A 20,048-nucleotide genomic window follows, 5' to 3' on the forward strand; every position below is an offset into this window, starting at 1 on the left:
CGATACGGGGGGAAGGGGAAGCTCGTTGATTACCGGGTTCGCATTACGTTTGGTAAACTTGGCCTGATCTTAGGCAACAGACGGAAGGGCAACGGCTTCGACATTCGAGATCGCACGTGCCATGGCTTCTTCGGCATTTACCGCGAAACCGGATGCATCGATGATTTCAATGTCGGAAATGCCAACGAAACCAAGAACCTGTTTCAGATATGGCGATGCGAAGTCAGCCGGGCTGTTAACCGGAACGCCACCCGTCGCAACAACGACATAGGCTTTCTTGCCGGTCAACAGGCCAACCGGGCCATTTTCGGTGTACTGGAAAGTCACACCAACGCGGGCAATCAGATCGACCCATGCTTTAAGTGTCGAAGGAACGCTGAAGTTATACATTGGCGCACCAATGACAACGACGTCAGCAGCTTGAAGTTCGGCAACCATTTTGTCGGAAACAGCAATGACTTCTTTCTGGGCGTCAGTGCGGTTTTCTTCCGGCGTGTAGAATGCGCCAACAACTTCGCCCGTCAGGGCGGTAAGCGCGTTGGTATCGCGCTCGACAACATTGGCAGAGCTGTTTGCGGAAACAATACGGTTGATCAGTTTGGACGCGACCTGGCGGGAGTTGGAATTCTCACCATTCACAGATGCATTCACGTGCAGAATATTGGTCATTTGGGGTCTCCAGATCGGTGTTAATTTGTTGACCTGAACCTAACCTGTCTTCTGTTTGGTGTTTATCCCAAGAGTCTTCACCAGATTGTTTCCAAAATAACAACTAACCAATAGTCAGCTATTCATCACCGCGTTTCTTCTGACGTTCCTGACGCAGCTTATCGAAATATTCGACCCGCTTTTTAAGATCGCGTTCAAACCCACGTTCAACCGGCTCATAGAAATTTTGCCGGCGCATGCCTTCGGGGAAATAGTTCTGCCCGGAAAAACCGTCTTCCTGATCATGGTCATAGGCATACCCATTGCCATACCCGATATCTTTCATCAGTTTGGTTGGCGCATTAAGAATATGGGCCGGTGGCGTAAGAGATCCGGTTTCCCGTGCAATTTTCAGGGACTTTTTATAGGCCGAATAGCCGGCATTCGATTTCGGCGCAAGGGCAAGGTAAATCACCGCCTGTGCCAAGGCCAACTCGCCTTCGGGGCTGCCAAGCCGCTCATAAGATTCCCACGCACTGATGCAAAACTGTTGGGCTTGCGGATCGGCCAAACCGATATCTTCGACCGCCATTCGGGTGAGACGCCGGGCAAGAAATTTCGGGTCTTCGCCCCCGGCCAACATCCGGTTAAACCAGTAAAGTGCGGCATCCGGGTCAGATCCGCGAATGGATTTATGCAGCGCACTGATCAGATTGTAATGGCTGTCATCGCCCTTGTCATAGATCGGCATTCGCTTTTGCACAGTGCGGGCAAGTTCGGCAACGCCAAGCGGGCCATCATCACTTGGCGGCATGGAAAACAATTCTTCCGCCAGATTCAGCAAATAGCGTCCGTCACCATCGGCCATCGCACACAGGGTTTCGCGGGCTTCGGGGGTGACCGGAAGATCAAACCCCATTTCCTTTTCTGCACGCACCAGAAGTTCTTCAAGCCCCTGATCGTCAAGACGCTTCAGCACAAGCACCTGACAGCGCGATAACAACGCGGCATTAAGTTCGAACGACGGATTTTCGGTTGTTGCCCCGATCAGGGTAATGGTGCCGTCTTCGACATAGGGCAGGAAACTGTCTTGCTGGGCTTTGTTGAAACGATGGATTTCATCGATAAACAGCAATGTCGCCCCGCCGGTGGACCGACGCCCACGCGCACGTTCAAACACCTTGCGAAGATCGGCCACCCCGGAAAAGATCGCCGATAACGGCTCAAACGCCATATCGGCAACATCGGCCATCAGGCGTGCCAATGTGGTCTTGCCACAGCCCGGCGGGCCCCACAACACAACAGAAGGCACCCGACTGGTCTTGATCATGCGCGTGATCGGGCCGTCTTCGCCAAACAAATGTCCCTGCCCGACCACTTCGTCAAGCTTTGCCGGACGTAGTCTGTCGGCCAACGGGCGCGTTACCTGACTTTCAAACAGGGAAACCATGCAAAATCATTACTATGCTGATTGGAAACGGGTGACTTTTGCGAAAACTACCATGCCGCCAAGACGGATGACAGACGAAACATTGTCGATTGACACCTCGATGGTCGAGGCATAGCGTTCAGCGGCATCTGCAGTTCGAAAGCCAACCGTCATGACACCTAATGTTGATTACACCAACCGGGCCTATTGGCAGGGAACGATCAAGATGTCCCTGTCGAAGTTTTTCGTGCTGTGCGTTCTGCACCGAAAGCCGATGCATGGCTACGAGGTCGTGCAAGCGGTTGAAAAAACCACAAATGGCTGTTGTTCCCCATCCGAAGGCACAGTCTATCCGGTGCTTAATGAATTCGAAGCGGGCGGTTATCTCACATCCCGGCCTGAAACCGTTCAGGGCCGAAAACGCAAAGTCTATGCCCTGACCGACAAAGGCCGCGATGCCTTTTTGATCGCGACCGAGGCATGGATGGAAGTCACCCAGCATATTGTCGCCAGCCGCGATATGGCGACCGAACCGGGTTTTCAATCCCCAAGCTTGGACGGAGGCACCTGCTGTGAATAACCCTTTGTCAGCGCCCTATACCATCATGATTACGGTGTAAGATGACAGCAGTGAATGCACCGGCCAAATTGCCCATCGTGATTGGGCTTGGCACGGGTCAGACATTGGCGTTTGGCACCACGCTTTATCTGCCCGCCATCCTTGCCGAACCGATGGCCAATGAATTGGGCATCCCGCCCGGCTGGGCATTCGGGGCCTTTTCACTCGCCCTTGTCGTTGCCGCCTTGTTTGGGCCATCTGCGGGGGCGCGCATTGATCAATTTGGCGGGCGTACGGTTCTTGCGGTTTCCAGTGTGATTTTTGCGGCCGGATTAGCACTTTTGGGAATGTCGGACAGCCTGACCATGATGTGCATTGCATGGTGCGTGATCGGGGTTGGCATGTCGATGGGGCTTTATGAATCTGCCTTTGCCACGCTTAGCTGGATTTTTGGCCATGATGCGCGTGGGCCCATTACCGGGATCACCCTGATTGCCGGTTTTGCCAGTACGATCTGCTGGCCGATTACCGCCGGACTTGAAGTTGAATTTGGCTGGCGCACGGCATGCTATTTCTGGGCTGCCATGCATATCGTTCTTGGATTGCCCTTAAACCTGCTTTTGATCCCGCGCGCCAAACACACGCCGTCAGATGATGGGATAGAAAGCAGCGATGATAAGCCCTTAGGAACGAACTCGCCTGTCCCGGTCAAGCTCGCGCGCAAGGACATTTTTAATCTTCAGATGGTGTTGCTTGCCATTGTCTTTGCTGCAAGCTGGTTTACCGCAACCGCCATGGCGACCCATTTGCCCAGATTGCTGCAATTATCGGGAATGGATACAACAGATGCGCTGATTGCCGCATCGCTTGTCGGTCCGGCACAGGTTGCAGGCCGCCTTCTGGAATTTGGTTTCCTAAAGAAAATGCATCCGTTGATTTCATCACGGCTGGCCGCAATCACGCACCCGATTGGGGCCGTGTTGCTTTTGGTGTTTGGTGGTCCGGTCGGGATGCTGTTCACCAGCCTGCACGGGGTTGGCAACGGTATTCTGACCATTGCCAAGGGCACATTACCCTTAGTGATCTTTGGCCCGGTTGGTTACGGTGCACGGCAAGGATATGTCATGGCCCCGTCGCGCTTTGCGCAGGCCGCTGCACCGTTTCTGTTTGGCGTGCTGATTGATGATTATGGACAATACGCCATTATCCTGACCATCCTTCTGGGGATATTGACCTGTGGCGCATTGTTTATGCTGCGTCATACAGACACAAAAAAGGCGCGACCCGTGTGATAGTCGGATCGCGCCTTTGGGGTTTGGTGTGCAGATGAATGACGGAACCTGATTACAGCGTAAACTCGCCGGTCAGAACTTTGCCATCGCGTTTGACCGCAATTTTCCAGTCGCGGCTGCGTTCGCCTGCACGGATCACTTCTTTAAGCCGTGCCACCGTATCAATCTTCTGCCCGTTGATTTCGACAATATAGTCACCGGCCTGAAGACGGGTACGTCGGGCAAGGCTGTCACGTGCGACGGCAAGAACAACCACCCCTTGGCTCAGCGTATCAATGCCAAGTTCATCGGCCAGTGCCGGGTTCATATTGGCAATCTTGGAACCGCTGAAAGGATTGGCACCATCAATCACGCTTTCGTCACGTGCGGGCAATTCCGGGGCGACTTCAAGCGGCATCGGAAGCACGACCTCCTTACCCTGACGCAGGACAGAAAGTTCGGCCCCTTTATCAAGTTCCAGCGTCGCGATGCGGAATTTCAGCTCGTTGGGGTTATCAACTGCCAACCCGTTGACCGCGATCACAACATCCCCGGCGCGCAGACCACCCCGCGCGGCCGGGCTGCCTTCGCGCACATCACTGATCAAAACCCCGTGCGGGCGATCAAGTTCAAGCGATGATGCAAGATCGGCTGTTACCGCCTGCCCAGCTGCCCCCAGCCATGGACGGCGCAAATCACCACTGATCAGGCCGCGCATGACGACTTTGACCATATTGACCGGCACGGCAAAGCCAATACCGTTTGATCCACCTGACTTTGTAAAGATCGCCGAGTTTACGCCAATCAGTTTCCCGTCAATATCGATCAATGCCCCGCCAGAATTCCCCGGATTAATCGCCGCATCGGTCTGAATGAAAGACTGGTAATCCTGTCCGGTGACACCGGCACGCGCAAGGGCCGAAACAATACCGCTGGTTACCGTTTGGCCGACCCCGAACGGGTTACCGATGGCCAAGACCAGGTCCCCGACATCAACAGCATCCGAATCGCCAAAGGTAACGGCCGGAAGTTCATTTTCGACATCGCGCAGTTTCAAAACGGCAAGATCGGTACGTTCATCCGAGCCTACCAGATCGGCATCAAATTCGCGGTTATCATGCAGGACCACGCGAATTTCGCTGGCACCGTTGATCACGTGATGATTGGTAACGATTGTGCCGTCGCCCGAAACAATCACCCCGGAGCCCAGCGAACGTTCAACACGCTGGCGCGGTGCACCGACTGCGCCGCCAAAGCGATCACCAAAGAACTGTTTGAAAAACGGGTCGTTAAAGAACGGCGTGCGCTGACGTTCACTGACCACCTTTTTGGTATAGATGTTGACCACAGCCGGTGCGGTTTGTTTGACCAGCGGTGAAAACGACATCTTGATTTCGGTCTGACTGGTCGGCAAGCGCCGGTCATCACTTTGGGCATGGGCTGTATGATTTACGCCAACAACTGCCATCATCGTGATCAGCGCAATTGTCAAAATGGTCGGGGTCCATCTTAGCTGCACGTCGCTCTCTCTCATTTCTGTCAATCTGTGTTTGGTCGGTTTGTTTAATCTAACATTGGGCGTGTTGGATACGCCCGGCCAGAATTATTGCATTAGGAAAACTAGAACTGCCGCGTAACCGTGTCGGAAATATGGACAAATTGACCAAAAATTCAAAGACCAATGGTCAAAAGAAAACGGGCGACACCATTTGGCGTCGCCCGTTTTTGTTTCTTAAAGGCCGAAGCGTTGCTTATTCAGCAGCTGCTTCTTCGCCTTCGCCCTCTGCTTCAACACGGGCGCGGTCTTCTGCACCCTTTGCATCTGCATTACGCTCAACAAGTTCGATAACAGCAACAGGTGCTGCATCGCCATAGCGGAAGCCGGCTTTAAGAACACGGGTGTAACCACCCGAACGCTCTTTATAACGCTCGGCAATTTCGCCGAACAGCTTGGCTACGATTTTGTCATCACGCAGGATCGAAATAGCCTGACGGCGTGCATGCAGGTCGCCCCGCTTGCCCAGCGTAATCAGTTTTTCGACATACGGGCGAAGATCTTTGGCCTTCGGAAGAGTCGTTTTGATCTGCTCGTGGGTGAGCAGCGAAACTGCCATGTTGGCAAACATCGCCTTACGATGGGACGACGTACGATTAAGCTTACGGCCGTGCATACCGTGACGCATGGTAACTCTCCTTAATAACCTGGCTTCGCTCACGAAACCGATTGTAAAACCGCGCCGCCACCCTGAACAAAGTCAGGTCATGCACGTGCGGTGTGGGCAACTAGCCCGCCGGAAATGCCAAACAATTCGATCTTTCCGGTTTGGAGCAAGAATGCTCCGATAACAGCCCGAAGGCCGAAGACCCGTTCTTAGAACGGATCTTCGAACTTGCGAGCAAGTTCTTCGATGTTTTCCGGCGGCCAACCGCCGACTTCCATACCGAGATGCAAGCCCATCTGAGCAAGAACATCTTTGATTTCGTTCAGCGACTTACGACCGAAGTTCGGCGTACGAAGCATTTCTGCTTCGGTCTTCTGAACAAGATCACCGATATAGATGATATTGTCGTTCTTCAGGCAATTTGCCGAACGTACCGACAGTTCAAGCTCGTCAACCTTACGAAGAAGGTTACGGTTGAACGGAAGTTCGTCTTCTTTTTTCTCTTCGACAACCGCTTCCGGCTCATCAAAGTTGACGAACAACGACAGCTGGTCCTGAAGGATACGAGCAGCAAGTGCTACTGAATCTTCCGGGGTCAATGCGCCGTTGGTTTCAACGGTCAATGACAGCTTGTCAAAATCGGTATCCTGACCAACACGGGTGTTTTCCACCTTGTAGGCCACTTTACGGATCGGGCTGAAGATCGCATCAATCGGGATAAGACCGATCGGTGCATCCGAAGAGCTGTGCGAGCTAGCTGCGACATAGCCTTTACCGTTATCAACGGTAAATTCGATGTTCAGCGATGCACCATCATCAAGATGGCAAATCTCGAGATCCGGGTTAAGGATTTCGATATCCGCACCAGTTTCGATCTGACCAGCGGTAACGGCACCAGGGCCGGTCGCTTTCAGAACCATTTTCTTAGGACCTTCAGCATGCATACGCACGCCCATGGTCTTGATGTTCAGGATGATGTCGGTGACATCTTCACGTACACCCGGAATCGACGAAAATTCGTGCAATACACCGTCGATCTGGATCGCGGTAACCGCCGAGCCCTGGAGCGACGACAGCAGAATGCGACGCAGCGCGTTACCCAGAGTCTGACCAAAACCGCGCTCCAGCGGTTCCGCCACGATCGTACCAACGCGGCTGGCATCAGTACCCGGAGTAACATCAAGCTTGGTCGGCTTAATCAGTTCCTGCCAGTTCTTTTGAATCACGAGACCCACCTTCGCAACTGGAGCCTATATAAGGAGAGCAAGTTTTGCCCTCATGAGAAACGCGAAGAGGCCCGGGTGCACCGGGCCTAAACGCGGGATCGTCCGCAGATCGACGCGATTAGACGCGACGACGTTTACGCGGACGGCAACCATTGTGTGGAATCGGCGTTACGTCTTTGATCGACGTAATCGTGAAACCAACAGCCTGAAGCGCACGCAGTGCAGATTCACGTCCCGAACCCGGGCCTTTAACCTGCACTTCAAGAGTTTTCATGCCGTGTTCAGCAGCTTTTTTACCTGCGTCTTCACCGGCCATCTGTGCAGCATACGGAGTTGATTTACGCGAACCGCGGAAACCCATACCACCAGCGGTCGACCAGGAAATGGTATTTCCCTGAACGTCAGTGATGGTAATCATGGTGTTGTTGAAGGTCGCATTTACGTGCGCGATACCATTCGTAATGTTCTTCCGCTCGCGGCGACGTACGCGAGTCTGAGGAGCTTTCGCCATTGTCTGTCCCCTACCTTACTTCTTCTTGCCAGCAATCGGCTTAGCCGGGCCCTTACGGGTGCGAGCGTTGGTGTGGGTACGCTGACCGCGTACCGGGAGACCGCGACGATGACGCAGACCGCGATAGCAGCCCAAATCCATCAGACGTTTAATGTTCATTGCGGTTTCACGACGAAGGTCGCCTTCAACGGTGTAATCAGCGTCGATGACTTCACGAACCTTGAGAACCTGGTCATCAGAGAGCTGATGAACGCGGGTTACGGATTCGATTCCGACCTTAGCGCAAATTTCTTTAGCTTTCGCCGGGCCAATGCCGGTGATGTAGGTAAGCGCAATCACGACGCGTTTAGCAGTCGGGATATTTACGCCAGCAATACGAGCCACTGTGTGAGACTCCTGTTTCCTGTTAACAAACCCTGCGGCAGATCCGGTAGAGCGGGGCGCGGCAAAAACGGGCCAGCATCACTGCTAACCCGCCAGCAAAAAAACGCCCTGCCCGGGAAATTACCCCAGGATGGCTTCAATTTCGCGCGTAACTTCGTCTATTTCAGCCATCCCGTCAACTGTTTTCAGCTTACCGACCTTTTCATAGTAAGGAATGATCGGTGCAGTCTGCTTGTGATAAGCAGTCAGTCGCGATGTGACCGTCTCGGCGTTGTCATCCGCACGGCGTTTGAATTCAGTGCCTGAACATACGTCACAGACACCGTCTTCGGCGGGTTTCTGGAACTCGTCGTGATATCCCTGCCCGCATTTAGCACAGGTATAGCGCCCGACAACACGGGCAACCAACGCTGCATCATCCACACGCAGTTCAATCACATAATCAAGTGCCAGACCTTTGGTTTCCAGCATGTCGTCCAAGGCTTCTGCCTGGGCCGTCGTGCGTGGGAACCCGTCCAGGATGAAACCGTTCTTGGTATCATCCTGGTCAAGTCGTTCGGAAATCAGACCGATCATAAGATCGTCAGAAACGAGTTTCCCCGCATCCATGACTTCCTTTGCCTTCTGTCCCAGTTCCGTGCCGGCTGCTACCGCTGCACGAAGCATGTCGCCCGTTGAGAGCTGAACCATGCCGCGTCCTGTTTCAAGACGCTTTGCCTGAGTACCCTTTCCCGCGCCGGGAGGGCCTAGAAGGATAATATTCATGTTCGTCCGTCCCCCTGATATCCGTGGTCGCTCAGTTAACGGCGGCGACCACGTAGTTTGGATTTCTTGATCAGGCCTTCATACTGATGAGCCAGCATATGGGACTGAATCTGTGCAACGGTATCCATCGTAACCGTGACAACGATCAGCAAGCTAGTCCCACCAAAGTAGAAGGGCACGGACCATTCAGCGATCAACAGTTCCGGCAGGATACAGACAAATGCGAGATAAGCTGCGCCGACCACCGTCAAACGGGTCAGAATGAAATCCAGATGATTCGCAGTATTTTTACCCGGACGAATGCCCGGAATAAAGCCACCGTGTTTCTTCAGGTTGTCTGCCGTATCTTCCGGGTTGAAAACAACCGCGGTGTAGAAGAAGGCAAAGAAGACGATCAGGCCGATATAAAGCGCGATATACAGCGGCTGGCCACGGCCAAGCAATGCGGTCGCAGTCGTCAGCCAGTCAGCACTATCCCCACCAGCGGTGAACTGGGCAACCGACAGCGGCATCAGCAGAAGCGAGCTTGCAAAGATCGGCGGAATAACACCGGCAGTGTTGATCTTGAGCGGCAGGTGCGAACTCTGACCTTCCATAACCTTCATGCCAACCTGGCGTTTCGGGTACTGGATCAGAACACGGCGCTGTGCACGTTCAACAAAGACGATGAAGGCAATGACGGCAACCGCAAGAACGAGGATCGCGACAATGACCAGTGCAGAAATTGCACCGGTACGGCCAAGTTCCAGAGTACCGGCAATCGCGCTGGGCAGACCGGCAACAATACCGGCAAAGATGATCAGCGAAATGCCGTTACCGATGCCACGCTGGGTGATCTGTTCACCAAGCCACATCAGGAACATGGTGCCACCGACAAGCGTAATAACAGCGGTCAGACGGAAGAACATGCCAGGATCAACAACAGCAGCACCGGTAGAACCGGTCATGCTTTCAAGACCAACAGCAATGCCCCATGCCTGAACGGTTGCAATCAGCACCGTCAGATAGCGGGTATATTGATTAATTTTTTTGCGGCCCTGCTCGCCTTCTTTCTTGAGTTGCTCAAGCGTAGGCGAAACGGTTGTCATCAACTGGATGATAATCGAGGCCGAGATATACGGCATGATATTCAGCGCAAAGATCGTCATACGACCCAGCGCACCACCGGCGAACATGTCAAACATGCCCAAAACGCCGCCTGCATTCTGCTGGAAAATGTCAGCAAGAATGGACGGGTCAACACCAGGAACAGGAATATACGTTCCCAGACGGTAAACAATAAGCGCGCCCAAAGTGAACCAGATACGGTTTTTAAGCTCAGTCGACTTAGAAAAAGCTGACCAATTCAGGTTCGCGGCAAGCTGCTCGGCGGCCGATGCCATGCACTCATCTCCCAATACACATAAACTGGAGGGTCCGGTCCCGCAAATTACTGGAACCGGACCCTCACGAAGTCATTCTAGGCTTATTCTGCTTTTTCTGCTTCAGCAGCCGGAGCAAGAACTTTAACCGAACCACCAACTTTCTCGACGGCTTCGATAGCCGACTTGGAAGCACCGGTGATTTCGATGTTCAATTTTGCTTTCAGCTCGCCTTTAGCGAGAAGGCGCAGACCGTCTTTCTGCGGACGGGCAAGGCCATTTTCTTCAAGAATAGCGATGGTGACATTTGCACCTTCTTCAAGAACACCGTTATCAACGGCGGTCTGAAGGGTACCAAGATTCACGACACCAAACTGTTTCTTGAACAGGTTTTTAAAGCCGCGTTTCGGAAGACGGCGATAGATAGGCATCTGCCCGCCTTCGAAACCATTGATCGCTACACCGGAACGGGACTTCTGACCCTTCTGACCTGCGCCAGAAGTTTTGCCTTTGCCCGAACCAATACCGCGACCGACGCGGGTACGCGCTTTACGCGCACCCGGGTTATCGGCAAGTTCGTTGAGTTTCATCGTTCAACCCTTTTCGATCTGGGGTCAATCAAGCCTCGTCCACACGGACGAGGTGTTTGACCTTTGCGATCATACCGCGAACAGCTGGGGTATCTTCCAGCTCACGAGTCCGGTGCATTTTGTTCAGGCCAAGACCAACAAGGGTCTGGCGCTGATCAGCCGGACGTCCGATCGGCGAACCCGTCTGGGTAACGCGTACAGTCGCTTTTTTCTTAGCAGCCATATCGAATTACTCCTTTTCGAGAACGGCGGCCGCAGCCGAACCGCTATCGCGACGGGCAACGACGTCACCGACTTTCAGGCCGCGCTTTGCAGCGACCTGACGCGGGGACGCACCGTTGACCAGAGCGTCAAGGGTTGCGCGGATCACGTTGTGCGGATTGTTCGAACCGGTACATTTGGACACAACGTCCTGAACGCCCATGGTTTCAAACACCGCACGCATCGCACCGCCTGCAATGATACCGGTACCAGCCGGGGCAGAGCGAAGGACAACCCTACCTGCACCGAAATGGCCTTTGGTATCATGGTGAAGGGTACGCCCTTCACGAAGCGGAACGCGGATCATGTTGCGTTTAGCAGCTTCGGTAGCCTTACGAATCGCTTCTGGAACTTCACGGGCTTTACCCGTGCCGTACCCGACGCGACCGCGTTGGTCACCGACAACTACCATTGCGGAGAAAGCAAAGCGACGGCCACCCTTGACGACCTTGGCGACACGGTTGATTCCAACCAATTTGTCGACGAGTTCGTTTTCTTCACGGGCTTTCGGTGCCTGCTGCTGCTGTTGATTCTGGTTACGTGCCATGGTCGTGCTCCTTAGAAGTCCAGACCGCCCTCACGGGCGGCATCGGCCAGAGCTTTCACTCGGCCATGGAACAGATACCCGCCACGATCGAATACGACCGTTTTCACACCAGCTTTTACTGCGCGTTCGGCAATGGCTTTGCCAACCAGCGCAGCTGCGTCGGCATTGCTGCCTTTCGCTTTCAGGTCTTTCTCCGCGGTCGAAGCAGCCACCAGGGTGGTGCCAGCGACATCGTCGATGATCTGAGCATAAATGTGTGCGTTCGAACGGTGTACGCTGAGGCGCGGGCGACCGGCCGCTTTTTGGCGGATCGCAAAACGAACGCGACGCTTGCGGCGTTCGAAGAGGTTTCTCGCGTTTTTCATCGTGCCAGTCCTTACTTCTTCTTGCCTTCTTTGCGCAAGATATACTCGCCTTCGTAACGGACACCCTTGCCTTTGTAAGGCTCCGGACCGCGCCAGCCGCGTGCATTTGCAGCGAACTGACCAACGAGCTGTTTATCTGCGCCAGAAATGGCGATAAGGGTCGGCTTTTCTGCCACGACGTTAAGACCCGTAGGGATCTCCATTTCTACGTCATGTGAGAAGCCAAGCTGCAGAACAAGTTTAGCACCCTGAACCTGCGCACGGTAACCAACACCGGTGATTTCCAATTTCTTGGTAAAACCTTCCGAAACCCCGGAAACGAGGTTCGCGATGTTCGCACGGGTGGTACCCCAAAGGGCACGAGCGCGCTTGCTATCGTTGTTCGGTTTCACCCAGATCTGGTTATCTTCCTGGGTAACGATTACGTCCGAGGTCAGAGACAGGTTAAGCTCACCGAGCTTGCCTTTTGCACTGATCTGCTCTTCGGTCAAGGTGATGGTCACGCCGCTAGGCACTTCCACCGGATTTTTTCCTACTCGCGACATCGATGGCCCTCCTTAGAATACCTTGCAGAGGATTTCGCCGCCGACATTCTGTTCGCGAGCCTCCTGATCCGAAAGAACTCCTCGCGGAGTGGACAGGACTGCGATGCCGAGGCCGTTATATACCTTCGGAAGATCTTTGATCTTCGAATATACACGACGACCCGGGGTCGAAACGCGGTCGATCTGCTTAATCACGCCATCACCCTCAAAATATTTGAGTTCGATGGTGATTTCGCTGATGCCCTTGCGAATTTCACTAACATTGTAACCACGAATATAACCTTCGCGCTGGAGTACATCCAACACACCGGTACGCAGTTTCGAAGCCGGCGAAGCGACGGTGGATTTACCAACGCGCTGTCCGTTGCGGATACGCGTGAGCATATCGCCTACTGGATCAGTCATCATGTGATGGGTGCTCCCTTACCAGCTGGATTTCACCATGCCCGGGATCTGACCGCGTGAAGCAAGTTCACGAAGTGCGATACGGGACAGGCGGAATTTGCGATAGACACCGCGCGGACGACCGGACACCAGGCAGCGAATACGCTGACGGATAGGGGCCGAATTACGCGGCAGCTGGGCGAGTTTGATCACAGCCACGATACGATCCTCAGGGGATGTCTCGCGATCCGCGATGACCGCTTTAAGGGCGGCACGCTTGGCAGAAAACTTTTTTGCCAAGCGTTCACGTTTAATTTCACGCTCTACTGAGCTCTTCTTGGCCATGGGCCAACCTCCAGTTAGTTTCCGAACGGAAGATCAAAGCCCTTAAGCAGGGCGAGAGCTTCGTCGTCGGACTTTGCCGTGGTGCAAATGATAATGTCCATCCCGCGGACCGAGTCGACTTTGTCGTACTCGACTTCAGGAAAGACAAACTGTTCCTTCAAGCCCATGGCAAAGTTGCCACGACCATCAAAGGATTTCTTGTTCAGGCCGCGGAAGTCACGAACGCGCGGAAGCGCGACAGTGACCAGACGGTCCAGAAACTCAAACATACGGTCGCGACGCAAGGTCACTTTACAACCAATGTTCATGCCTTCACGAAGCTTGAAAGCCGCCACGGACTTTTTCGCTTTGGTGAAGATAGGACGCTGACCGGTGATGGCCGCGAGATCCGCAACAGCACCGTCCAGCTTTTTGCGATCCTGGGTGGCGTCGCCGACACCCATATTGATCACGATCTTTTCGAGGCGCGGAATCTCCATCGTGTTCTCGTAGGAGAACTCCTTCAGGAGTGCGTCACGCACCACTTCTTTATAATGTTCGCGCAGGCGCGTCATTTTTCCGTCCCTCACTTGTCGATGACTTCGCCGCTAAGCTTCGCGAAGCGAACCTTGCGACCATCATCAAGGGTCTTGAAACCGACGCGGGTCGGCTTGTTTTCTTTCGGGTCAGCAATCGCGAGATTGGAAACAGCAATTTTTGCTTCCTTCTCGACAATGCCACCGGCATCAGCACCGGACGGGCGCTGGTGACGTTTCACCAGATTGATGCCCGAAACCAGAACCTTGTTCTCGGTCGGGAATGAGGCGAGAACTTCGCCCGTCTTCCCTTTGTCTTTACCCGTCAGAACAATGACGCGGTCGCCCTTTTTAATTTTGGCAGCCATTACAGCACCTCCGGAGCGAGCGAAATGATCTTCATGTAACCACGCGAACGAAGTTCACGAGTTACCGGGCCGAAAATACGCGTGCCGATCGGCTCGCCGTTCGCATTAATGAGAACGGCAGCGTTACGGTCGAAGCGAATCGCCGATCCATCGGACCGACGAATTTCCTTTGCGGTGCGAACGATGACAGCTTTGTGAACTGCACCCTTCTTTACGCGACCGCGCGGGATGGCTTCCTTAACGGAAACCACGATAACATCACCAACATGTGCGGTTTTGCGCTTCGAGCCGCCCAGCACCTTGATGCACTGGACGCGGCGAGCGCCGCTGTTGTCGGCAACGTCCAGATTGGACTGCATCTGGATCATGGGTTTACCCCTTGACTATGATTGGGCTGAGGAATCACTCCTCGACCACGACTTCCCAAGACTTCAATTTCGAGATCGGTTTGCATTCGCGAATACGAATAACGTCACCCGTCTTGAAGCGGTTCTCTTCATCGTGCGCGTGGAATTTCTTCGACTTGCGCACGTACTTTTTATACAGCGGGTGCATGACCTGGCGTTCCACACGGACCACCACGGTCTTGTCGTTTTTCGTCGAAACGACTGTCCCCTGCAATACACGCCTCGGCATGTGTGTTTACTCCTATGCGTGTCCAGTTAGGCCGCGTTCGCACCCTTCTCGTTTCCGAGAAGGGTTTTGATGCGGGCGATATCACGACGGACCTGTCGGACCCGCGCAGTGTTCTCAAACTGACCGGAGGCCTGCTGGAATCGCATATTGAACGACTCCTTACGCAGGTCCAGCAGCATCTGTTTCAGTTCGTCAGCGCTTTTAGCGCGGAGATCAGCAACTTTCATCACTAATTACTCCCCTTCACCAAGACGTGTGACAAACTTGGTCTTGATCGGCAATTTTGCCGCTGCCAGCTCGAAAGCTCGGCGTGCAAGATCCAACGGAACACCGTCGAGTTCAAACATAATCCGACCCGGTTTAACGCGTGCCGACCAATACTCGATCGAGCCTTTACCTTTACCCTGACGGACTTCGGCAGGCTTCTGCGAAACCGGTAGATCCGGGAAAACGCGAATCCACACACGGCCTTGACGGCGCATGTGGCGGGTGATCGCGCGGCGAGCCGCTTCGATCTGACGCGCCGTTATACGCTCCGGCTCCAAGGCTTTCAAGCCATAAGCGCCGAAATTAAGTTCGGTACCACCTTTGGCTTGCCCTTTCAGGCGGCCTTTGAAGGCTTTACGGAACTTTGTACGTTTCGGAGAAAGCATATCGGGATCTCCTTACTTACGACCGGAACCAGCCGACTCGAGAGCTTTACGCTCAGAAGCCAACGGATCGTGTGCCATGATTTCGCCTTTGAAGATCCAGACCTTCAGACCGCAAACACCATAGGTGGTGTGTGCTTCTGAAGTGCCATAATCAACGTCCGCACGCAGCGTGTGCAGCGGAACGCGACCTTCACGATACCATTCGGTACGAGCGATTTCAGCGCCACCAAGACGACCAGCAGCATTAATACGAATGCCGCCAGCACCGAGACGCATTGCATTCTGAACCGAGCGCTTCATAGCGCGACGGAACGAAACGCGGCGCTCAAGCTGCTGGGCGATGTTGTCAGCGACCAGCTTGGCATCGATTTCCGGTTTACGGATTTCGATGATGTTAACCTGCACTTCTGACTTGGTCAGTTTCTGCAGATCATTCTTGAGCTTCTCGATGTCCTGGCCTTTCTTGCCGATCACAACACCCGGACGGGCGGTGTGAACAGAAATACGGGCTTTTTTCGCCGGACGTTCGATGATCACCTTCGCAACACCGGCCTGCTTAAGCCGGTCGAAGATGAATTTACGGATCGCAATGTCTTCATGAAGAAGACCTGCGAAATCGGCTTTGTTGGCGTACCAGCGGGAATCCCAGGTACGGTTAATCCCAACGCGAAGACCGATTGGATTTACTTTTTGACCCATTACTCGGTCTCCTCACGTTCGCAAACGACGATGCGGATGTTGGAGAACGGCTTAATGATCTTGCCGACACGACCGCGTGCACGGGCGCGCCAACGTTTCATCACGAAGGCCTTTCCAACAGACGCCTCTTTGATAAAGAGACGATCGACATCAAGCTGGTGGTTGTTCTCGGCATTAGCAATTGCCGATTCCAGCAGCTTTTTGACGTCCTGCGAAATACGTTTATTGGAGAAGGTCAGTTCTGCCAAAGCAGCTTCTGCCTTCATTCCACGGATCGACTCGGCGACGAGGTTGAGCTTACGCGGGGATATGCGCAAAGCCCGGAGCGAAGCAGCTGCCTCGTTATCCGCCAGCCGACGGATGTCAGCTTTCTTACCCATCGTTACTTCCTCTTCGCCTTTTTGTCGGCCGCGTGACCATAATAGGTACGGGTCGGCGAGAATTCACCGAACTTGTGACCGATCATATCTTCGTTCACGAGTACCGGCAGAAACTTCTGGCCATTGTAAACCCCAAAGGTGAGGCCTACGAATTGCGGCAATATCGTCGATCGCCGCGACCAGGTCTTAATTACCTCATTCCGGCCTGAGGCACGGACAGTATCGGCTTTCTTAAGAAGGTATCCGTCAACAAACGGACCCTTCCAAACGGAACGCGCCATAGTCTAGCCTCCTCCGTTAGCTCTTGTGACGACGGCGCATGATAAGCGCGTCGGTCTTTTTGTTCGAGCGGGTACGTTTGCCCTTGGTAGGCTTACCCCACGGCGTAACCGGATGACGACCACCCGATGTACGACCTTCACCACCACCATGCGGGTGATCGATCGGGTTCATGGCTACACCACGAACCGAAGGACGTTTGCCAAGCCAGCGATTACGGCCGGCTTTACCAAGGTTGATATTCTGATGGTCCTGGTTGGACACGGCACCAATGGTAGCCATGCATTCACCACGAACCAAACGTACTTCACCGGAGGACAGCTTAAGCTGGGCGTAACCTTGGTCCTTACCAACGAGCTGCACGTATGCACCTGCTGAACGTGCGACCTGACCACCTTTACCGGCTTTCAGTTCGACGTTATGGACGATGGTACCGACCGGAATATTCTTCAGCGGTGCGGCGTTACCCGGCTTAATATCTACGCGGTCGGAAGCAACAATGTTGTCGCCAACTGCAAGACGCTGTGGTGCGAGGATGTAGGCCAATTCGTCGTCAGAATAACGAACCAACGCGATAAACGCGGTGCGGTTCGGATCATATTCCAAACGCTCGACGGTACCGACAACATCAAACTTGGTACGTTTGAAGTCGATCATACGGTAACGACGTTTGTGACCACCACCAATACGGCGGGCGGTGATACGACCAGTGTTGTTACGGCCACCTTTTTTGCGAAGACCTTCGGTCAACGCTTTAATCGGCTTGCCCTTGTGGAGATCGGAGCGATCAACAAGAACCAGCTGACGGCGACCTGGAGAGGTTGGTTTAAACTTCTTCAAAGCCATTGTCTTAGATTCCCGTAGTCACGTCGATGGACTGACCCTCTTCGAGGGTAACCATCGCTTTCTTGAAATCACTCCGACGACCGGAAATCCCGCGAAAACGCTTGGTCTTTCCTTTTACCACAGAGGTATTGACCGCCTTGACCTTCACCCCGAACAGACCTTCCACAGCAGCCTTAATCTCCGGCTTGGTGGCGTCGATCGCAACTTTGAACGCAACTGCGTTGTGCTCAGAAATCAGCGTCGACTTTTCAGTAATATGCGGGGCGCGGATGACTTCGTACATCCGCTCTTTGCTGATGATCGTCATTTGAGACGTGCCTCCAACGCTTCGACCGCCCCCTTGGTGAGCACCAAGGTGTCACGGCGAAGGATGTCATAGACGTTAGCACCGATCTCAGGCAACACATCAATTTGCGGGATATTGCGCGCTGCGCGTGCAAAGCCCTCGTTGACCTGCGTACCGTCGATGATCAGTGCAGATTTCCAGCCGAGTTTATTGAAAACTGCGACCAGACTCTTGGTTTTGGCATCCGAGAATTCCGCATTATCAAGAACGATAAGTTTACCGTCCTTTGCTTTAGCCGACAGAGCGGTTTTAAGCGCGAGCTTACGGAATTTCTTGGTCAGATCATGTGCGTGGTCACGAACACGTGGACCATGCACAACACCACCACCACGGAACTGTGCAGCCTTTCGGGAACCGTGACGAGCACCGCCACTACCCTTCTGACGCACGAATTTTTTCGTGGTAGCAGAAATTTCTGACTTTTCTTTCACTTTATGGGTGCCGGCACGACGCTTCGCGAGCTGCCAGTTAACCATACGGTGAAGAATGTCACGACGTACTTCCAGACCAAAGATCTCTTCTGGGAGATCGATGTTACCTGCCTTGGAAGCGTCAAGTTTAAGAATGTCGAGCTTCATGATGCTTATTCCTTATCCTCGGCGACAGCTTCTTCAGCAGCCGGGGCAGCACCCTTAAGCGCGGCTGGGAACGGAAGACCTTCCGGTGCAGCACGTTTAACAGAATCCTTAACAAGGACATATGCGCCCTTGTGACCTGGGATTGCACCATGAATCAGGATCAGGCCTTTGGCTTCGTCAGAAACGACCACCTTAAGAGACTGAACCGTTACACGTGCAGCACCCATGTGACCTGCCATCTTCTTACCTTTGAAGACGCGGCCCGGATCCTGACACTGACCAGTGGAACCATGCGAACGGTGCGATACAGACACACCGTGCGACGCACGAAGACCACCGAAGTTATGACGCTTCATCGCACCGGCAAAACCTTTACCGATGGAGGTGCCGATTACGTCAACGTACTGACCTTCAACGAAGTGAGCGGCAGAAAGTTCTGCACCAACTTCGATCAGGCCATCTTCGCTAACGCGGAATTCAGCAAGTTTGGCTTTCGGCTCAACCTTGGCTTTGGCGAAGTGACCGCGCATCGGCTTCGATACGTTTTTCACTTTCGCTTTGCCGTAACCAAGCTGAACAGCGACGTAGCCGTCGGTGTCGTTGGTACGGTTGGCGACAACCTGAAGATTCTCGACCTTCAGAACGGTTACAGGAAGGTGGGAACCATCGTCTTTAAAGACGCGGGTCATGCCGACCTTCTGGGTAATAAGTCCACTACGCATTGCGGCTTACTCCCGATTAAAGCTTGATCTCGACGTCGACGCCGGCAGCCAGATCGAGCTTCATAAGAGCATCGACGGTCTGCGGGGTCGGGTCGACAATGTCGAGAAGACGCTTGTGCGTACGGATTTCGAACTGTTCACGCGATTTCTTATCGATGTGCGGAGACCGCAGAACAGTATACTTTTCAATGCGGGTCGGCAGCGGAATCGGGCCGCGGACCTCTGCGCCAGTGCGCTTCGCCGTATTGACGATCTCACGTGTGGACTGATCCAGCACGCGATGGTCAAACGCCTTAAGGCGAATGCGAATGTTCTGACTATCCATGTAATTATGTACCGGAGCCCTCAAAAGGACACCGGCCCCTCAACTGGAGTTGACGATTGCCGCAAAAGTGTTGCGGGCGGCTTAAATAGCCGCCCGCTCCACAAAGATCAAGAGAAAAATTACTCGAGGATCTTGGCAACAACGCCCGCGCCGACGGTACGACCGCCTTCACGGATTGCGAAACGCAGACCTTCGTCCATTGCGATCGGTGCAATGAGGGTTGCGGTCATCTGAACGTTGTCACCCGGCATGACCATTTCGGTGCCTTCTGGCAGCTCGATCGAACCGGTGACGTCAGTCGTACGGAAGTAGAACTGAGGACGGTAGTTCGAGAAGAACGGCGTATGA

33 protein-coding genes are annotated in these 20,048 nt (G+C 53.8%); 2 read left to right on the top strand and 31 right to left on the bottom strand.

What is annotated here, in order from left to right:
• Window positions 1-69: 69 nt before the first annotated feature.
• Together RIC05_RS20255 and RIC05_RS20260 are read right to left on the bottom strand one after the other, a co-directional pair.
• Window positions 70-669, bottom strand: coding sequence for an FMN-dependent NADH-azoreductase (locus RIC05_RS20255; protein ID WP_350041623.1), 600 nt, complete (start codon window positions 667-669; stop codon window positions 70-72).
• A 118-nt stretch (window positions 670-787) separates the two neighbouring features.
• Window positions 788-2,098, bottom strand: coding sequence for a replication-associated recombination protein A (locus tag RIC05_RS20260; RefSeq protein WP_350041624.1), 1,311 nt, complete (start codon window positions 2,096-2,098; stop codon window positions 788-790).
• Window positions 2,099-2,249: 151 nt separating this feature from the next.
• Between RIC05_RS20260 and RIC05_RS20265 the strand changes: the two genes are divergently transcribed.
• Both RIC05_RS20265 and RIC05_RS20270 read left to right on the top strand, forming a co-directional pair.
• Window positions 2,250-2,657, top strand: a complete 408-nt coding sequence (locus tag RIC05_RS20265; RefSeq protein WP_350041626.1) for a PadR family transcriptional regulator — start codon at window positions 2,250-2,252, stop codon at window positions 2,655-2,657.
• 41 nt (window positions 2,658-2,698) lie between these two features.
• Window positions 2,699-3,928 carry an MFS transporter gene (locus RIC05_RS20270; RefSeq protein WP_350047203.1) on the top strand — a complete coding sequence of 410 codons (1,230 nt, stop codon included), beginning with the start codon at window positions 2,699-2,701 and terminating at the stop codon, window positions 3,926-3,928.
• A 52-nt stretch (window positions 3,929-3,980) separates the two neighbouring features.
• On the opposite strand, the gene RIC05_RS20275 is transcribed toward RIC05_RS20270, so the two are convergent.
• The 29 genes from RIC05_RS20275 to RIC05_RS20415 all read right to left on the bottom strand — a co-directional run.
• Window positions 3,981-5,441 carry a DegQ family serine endoprotease gene (locus RIC05_RS20275; RefSeq protein WP_350047204.1) on the bottom strand — a complete coding sequence of 487 codons (1,461 nt, stop codon included), beginning with the start codon at window positions 5,439-5,441 and terminating at the stop codon, window positions 3,981-3,983.
• Window positions 5,442-5,658: 217 nt separating this feature from the next.
• A complete protein-coding gene (gene rplQ / locus RIC05_RS20280; RefSeq protein WP_350041629.1) occupies window positions 5,659-6,090 on the bottom strand; it encodes a 50S ribosomal protein L17 in 432 nt (143 codons plus the stop codon).
• 188 nt (window positions 6,091-6,278) lie between these two features.
• A complete protein-coding gene (locus tag RIC05_RS20285) occupies window positions 6,279-7,295 on the bottom strand; it encodes a DNA-directed RNA polymerase subunit alpha (protein WP_350041630.1) in 1,017 nt (338 codons plus the stop codon).
• Between the two features lie 118 nt (window positions 7,296-7,413).
• Window positions 7,414-7,806, bottom strand: a complete 393-nt coding sequence (gene rpsK / locus RIC05_RS20290; protein WP_350041631.1) for a 30S ribosomal protein S11 — start codon at window positions 7,804-7,806, stop codon at window positions 7,414-7,416.
• A gap of 15 nt (window positions 7,807-7,821) precedes the next feature.
• Window positions 7,822-8,190, bottom strand: coding sequence for a 30S ribosomal protein S13 (gene rpsM, locus RIC05_RS20295; RefSeq protein ID WP_350041632.1), 369 nt, complete (start codon window positions 8,188-8,190; stop codon window positions 7,822-7,824).
• Window positions 8,191-8,310: 120 nt separating this feature from the next.
• Window positions 8,311-8,955, bottom strand: coding sequence for an adenylate kinase (locus tag RIC05_RS20300; RefSeq protein WP_350047205.1), 645 nt, complete (start codon window positions 8,953-8,955; stop codon window positions 8,311-8,313).
• 35 nt (window positions 8,956-8,990) lie between these two features.
• Window positions 8,991-10,337 (bottom strand): preprotein translocase subunit SecY, encoded by a 1,347-nt coding sequence (gene secY / locus RIC05_RS20305; RefSeq protein ID WP_350047206.1) that lies wholly within the window; start codon window positions 10,335-10,337, stop codon window positions 8,991-8,993.
• Window positions 10,338-10,420: 83 nt separating this feature from the next.
• A complete protein-coding gene (gene rplO / locus RIC05_RS20310) occupies window positions 10,421-10,906 on the bottom strand; it encodes a 50S ribosomal protein L15 (protein ID WP_350041635.1) in 486 nt (161 codons plus the stop codon).
• A 28-nt stretch (window positions 10,907-10,934) separates the two neighbouring features.
• Window positions 10,935-11,129, bottom strand: coding sequence for a 50S ribosomal protein L30 (gene rpmD, locus RIC05_RS20315; protein ID WP_022734163.1), 195 nt, complete (start codon window positions 11,127-11,129; stop codon window positions 10,935-10,937).
• A 6-nt stretch (window positions 11,130-11,135) separates the two neighbouring features.
• Window positions 11,136-11,714 (bottom strand): 30S ribosomal protein S5, encoded by a 579-nt coding sequence (gene rpsE, locus RIC05_RS20320; protein ID WP_350041636.1) that lies wholly within the window; start codon window positions 11,712-11,714, stop codon window positions 11,136-11,138.
• A gap of 11 nt (window positions 11,715-11,725) precedes the next feature.
• Window positions 11,726-12,079 (bottom strand): 50S ribosomal protein L18, encoded by a 354-nt coding sequence (gene rplR, locus RIC05_RS20325; RefSeq protein WP_350041637.1) that lies wholly within the window; start codon window positions 12,077-12,079, stop codon window positions 11,726-11,728.
• An 11-nt stretch (window positions 12,080-12,090) separates the two neighbouring features.
• The gene (gene rplF / locus RIC05_RS20330) at window positions 12,091-12,624 is read right to left on the bottom strand and encodes a 50S ribosomal protein L6 (RefSeq protein ID WP_350041638.1); all 534 of its coding nucleotides are present in this window, start codon (window positions 12,622-12,624) and stop codon (window positions 12,091-12,093) included.
• 12 nt (window positions 12,625-12,636) lie between these two features.
• Complete coding sequence (gene rpsH / locus RIC05_RS20335) at window positions 12,637-13,032, bottom strand: 30S ribosomal protein S8 (protein ID WP_350041639.1); 396 nt, start codon at window positions 13,030-13,032, stop codon at window positions 12,637-12,639.
• Window positions 13,033-13,047: 15 nt separating this feature from the next.
• Window positions 13,048-13,353, bottom strand: a complete 306-nt coding sequence (gene rpsN / locus RIC05_RS20340; RefSeq protein ID WP_350041640.1) for a 30S ribosomal protein S14 — start codon at window positions 13,351-13,353, stop codon at window positions 13,048-13,050.
• Between the two features lie 14 nt (window positions 13,354-13,367).
• On the bottom strand, window positions 13,368-13,907 hold the full coding sequence (gene rplE / locus RIC05_RS20345; protein ID WP_350041641.1) for a 50S ribosomal protein L5: 540 nt from the start codon (window positions 13,905-13,907) through the stop codon (window positions 13,368-13,370).
• Between the two features lie 11 nt (window positions 13,908-13,918).
• The gene (gene rplX, locus RIC05_RS20350; RefSeq protein ID WP_350047207.1) at window positions 13,919-14,236 is read right to left on the bottom strand and encodes a 50S ribosomal protein L24; all 318 of its coding nucleotides are present in this window, start codon (window positions 14,234-14,236) and stop codon (window positions 13,919-13,921) included.
• On the bottom strand, window positions 14,236-14,604 hold the full coding sequence (gene rplN / locus RIC05_RS20355; protein WP_350047208.1) for a 50S ribosomal protein L14: 369 nt from the start codon (window positions 14,602-14,604) through the stop codon (window positions 14,236-14,238). Before rplN ends, rplX begins: the two co-directional genes overlap by 1 nt.
• A gap of 34 nt (window positions 14,605-14,638) precedes the next feature.
• The gene (rpsQ, locus tag RIC05_RS20360) at window positions 14,639-14,872 is read right to left on the bottom strand and encodes a 30S ribosomal protein S17 (protein WP_350047209.1); all 234 of its coding nucleotides are present in this window, start codon (window positions 14,870-14,872) and stop codon (window positions 14,639-14,641) included.
• Between the two features lie 26 nt (window positions 14,873-14,898).
• Window positions 14,899-15,099 carry a 50S ribosomal protein L29 gene (gene rpmC / locus RIC05_RS20365; RefSeq protein WP_350047210.1) on the bottom strand — a complete coding sequence of 67 codons (201 nt, stop codon included), beginning with the start codon at window positions 15,097-15,099 and terminating at the stop codon, window positions 14,899-14,901.
• A gap of 6 nt (window positions 15,100-15,105) precedes the next feature.
• Window positions 15,106-15,525: a 50S ribosomal protein L16 gene (gene rplP / locus RIC05_RS20370; protein WP_022734153.1), complete on the bottom strand. Its 420-nt coding sequence runs from the start codon at window positions 15,523-15,525 to the stop codon at window positions 15,106-15,108.
• A 12-nt stretch (window positions 15,526-15,537) separates the two neighbouring features.
• Window positions 15,538-16,224, bottom strand: a complete 687-nt coding sequence (rpsC, locus tag RIC05_RS20375; RefSeq protein ID WP_350047211.1) for a 30S ribosomal protein S3 — start codon at window positions 16,222-16,224, stop codon at window positions 15,538-15,540.
• Window positions 16,224-16,604, bottom strand: coding sequence for a 50S ribosomal protein L22 (gene rplV / locus RIC05_RS20380; RefSeq protein WP_022734151.1), 381 nt, complete (start codon window positions 16,602-16,604; stop codon window positions 16,224-16,226). The genes rpsC and rplV overlap by 1 nt, the downstream gene beginning before the upstream one ends.
• Before the next feature lie 2 nt (window positions 16,605-16,606).
• Window positions 16,607-16,885, bottom strand: coding sequence for a 30S ribosomal protein S19 (rpsS, locus tag RIC05_RS20385; RefSeq protein ID WP_022734150.1), 279 nt, complete (start codon window positions 16,883-16,885; stop codon window positions 16,607-16,609).
• Window positions 16,886-16,901: 16 nt separating this feature from the next.
• Complete coding sequence (gene rplB, locus RIC05_RS20390) at window positions 16,902-17,729, bottom strand: 50S ribosomal protein L2 (protein WP_350047212.1); 828 nt, start codon at window positions 17,727-17,729, stop codon at window positions 16,902-16,904.
• Between the two features lie 4 nt (window positions 17,730-17,733).
• On the bottom strand, window positions 17,734-18,036 hold the full coding sequence (locus RIC05_RS20395) for a 50S ribosomal protein L23 (protein WP_008892176.1): 303 nt from the start codon (window positions 18,034-18,036) through the stop codon (window positions 17,734-17,736).
• On the bottom strand, window positions 18,033-18,653 hold the full coding sequence (gene rplD, locus RIC05_RS20400) for a 50S ribosomal protein L4 (protein WP_350047213.1): 621 nt from the start codon (window positions 18,651-18,653) through the stop codon (window positions 18,033-18,035). The genes RIC05_RS20395 and rplD overlap by 4 nt, the downstream gene beginning before the upstream one ends.
• Window positions 18,654-18,658: 5 nt before the next feature.
• Complete coding sequence (rplC, locus tag RIC05_RS20405; RefSeq protein WP_350047214.1) at window positions 18,659-19,375, bottom strand: 50S ribosomal protein L3; 717 nt, start codon at window positions 19,373-19,375, stop codon at window positions 18,659-18,661.
• A gap of 16 nt (window positions 19,376-19,391) precedes the next feature.
• Window positions 19,392-19,700: a 30S ribosomal protein S10 gene (gene rpsJ / locus RIC05_RS20410; RefSeq protein WP_007091508.1), complete on the bottom strand. Its 309-nt coding sequence runs from the start codon at window positions 19,698-19,700 to the stop codon at window positions 19,392-19,394.
• A 119-nt stretch (window positions 19,701-19,819) separates the two neighbouring features.
• Window positions 19,820-20,048 (bottom strand): EF-Tu C-terminal domain-related protein (locus tag RIC05_RS20415; RefSeq protein WP_502989543.1); only part of this gene is annotated, 229 nt, incomplete at its 5' end.

This window comes from Thalassospira sp. (genome assembly GCF_040218635.1).
Taxonomy (GTDB): Bacteria; Pseudomonadota; Alphaproteobacteria; order Rhodospirillales; family Thalassospiraceae; genus Thalassospira.

Coding starts and splice junctions, on each gene's coding strand:
- RIC05_RS20255 (WP_350041623.1), bottom strand. CDS start 669: ATGACCAATATTCTGCACGTGAATGCATCTGTGAATGGTGAGAATTCC.
- RIC05_RS20260 (WP_350041624.1), bottom strand. CDS start 2,098: ATGGTTTCCCTGTTTGAAAGTCAGGTAACGCGCCCGTTGGCCGACAGA.
- RIC05_RS20265 (WP_350041626.1), top strand. CDS start 2,250: ATGACACCTAATGTTGATTACACCAACCGGGCCTATTGGCAGGGAACG.
- RIC05_RS20270 (WP_350047203.1), top strand. CDS start 2,699: ATGACAGCAGTGAATGCACCGGCCAAATTGCCCATCGTGATTGGGCTT.
- RIC05_RS20275 (WP_350047204.1), bottom strand. CDS start 5,441: ATGAGAGAGAGCGACGTGCAGCTAAGATGGACCCCGACCATTTTGACA.
- rplQ (WP_350041629.1), bottom strand. CDS start 6,090: ATGCGTCACGGTATGCACGGCCGTAAGCTTAATCGTACGTCGTCCCAT.
- rpsK (WP_350041631.1), bottom strand. CDS start 7,806: ATGGCGAAAGCTCCTCAGACTCGCGTACGTCGCCGCGAGCGGAAGAAC.
- RIC05_RS20300 (WP_350047205.1), bottom strand. CDS start 8,955: ATGAATATTATCCTTCTAGGCCCTCCCGGCGCGGGAAAGGGTACTCAG.
- secY (WP_350047206.1), bottom strand. CDS start 10,337: ATGGCATCGGCCGCCGAGCAGCTTGCCGCGAACCTGAATTGGTCAGCT.
- rplO (WP_350041635.1), bottom strand. CDS start 10,906: ATGAAACTCAACGAACTTGCCGATAACCCGGGTGCGCGTAAAGCGCGT.
- rpmD (WP_022734163.1), bottom strand. CDS start 11,129: ATGGCTGCTAAGAAAAAAGCGACTGTACGCGTTACCCAGACGGGTTCG.
- rpsE (WP_350041636.1), bottom strand. CDS start 11,714: ATGGCACGTAACCAGAATCAACAGCAGCAGCAGGCACCGAAAGCCCGT.
- rplR (WP_350041637.1), bottom strand. CDS start 12,079: ATGAAAAACGCGAGAAACCTCTTCGAACGCCGCAAGCGTCGCGTTCGT.
- rplF (WP_350041638.1), bottom strand. CDS start 12,624: ATGTCGCGAGTAGGAAAAAATCCGGTGGAAGTGCCTAGCGGCGTGACC.
- rpsH (WP_350041639.1), bottom strand. CDS start 13,032: ATGATGACTGATCCAGTAGGCGATATGCTCACGCGTATCCGCAACGGA.
- rpsN (WP_350041640.1), bottom strand. CDS start 13,353: ATGGCCAAGAAGAGCTCAGTAGAGCGTGAAATTAAACGTGAACGCTTG.
- rplE (WP_350041641.1), bottom strand. CDS start 13,907: ATGACGCGCCTGCGCGAACATTATAAAGAAGTGGTGCGTGACGCACTC.
- rplX (WP_350047207.1), bottom strand. CDS start 14,236: ATGGCTGCCAAAATTAAAAAGGGCGACCGCGTCATTGTTCTGACGGGT.
- rplN (WP_350047208.1), bottom strand. CDS start 14,604: ATGATCCAGATGCAGTCCAATCTGGACGTTGCCGACAACAGCGGCGCT.
- rpsQ (WP_350047209.1), bottom strand. CDS start 14,872: ATGCCGAGGCGTGTATTGCAGGGGACAGTCGTTTCGACGAAAAACGAC.
- rpmC (WP_350047210.1), bottom strand. CDS start 15,099: ATGAAAGTTGCTGATCTCCGCGCTAAAAGCGCTGACGAACTGAAACAG.
- rplP (WP_022734153.1), bottom strand. CDS start 15,525: ATGCTTTCTCCGAAACGTACAAAGTTCCGTAAAGCCTTCAAAGGCCGC.
- rpsC (WP_350047211.1), bottom strand. CDS start 16,224: ATGGGTCAAAAAGTAAATCCAATCGGTCTTCGCGTTGGGATTAACCGT.
- rplV (WP_022734151.1), bottom strand. CDS start 16,604: ATGGGTAAGAAAGCTGACATCCGTCGGCTGGCGGATAACGAGGCAGCT.
- rpsS (WP_022734150.1), bottom strand. CDS start 16,885: ATGGCGCGTTCCGTTTGGAAGGGTCCGTTTGTTGACGGATACCTTCTT.
- rplB (WP_350047212.1), bottom strand. CDS start 17,729: ATGGCTTTGAAGAAGTTTAAACCAACCTCTCCAGGTCGCCGTCAGCTG.
- RIC05_RS20395 (WP_008892176.1), bottom strand. CDS start 18,036: ATGACGATCATCAGCAAAGAGCGGATGTACGAAGTCATCCGCGCCCCG.
- rplD (WP_350047213.1), bottom strand. CDS start 18,653: ATGAAGCTCGACATTCTTAAACTTGACGCTTCCAAGGCAGGTAACATC.
- rplC (WP_350047214.1), bottom strand. CDS start 19,375: ATGCGTAGTGGACTTATTACCCAGAAGGTCGGCATGACCCGCGTCTTT.
- rpsJ (WP_007091508.1), bottom strand. CDS start 19,700: ATGGATAGTCAGAACATTCGCATTCGCCTTAAGGCGTTTGACCATCGC.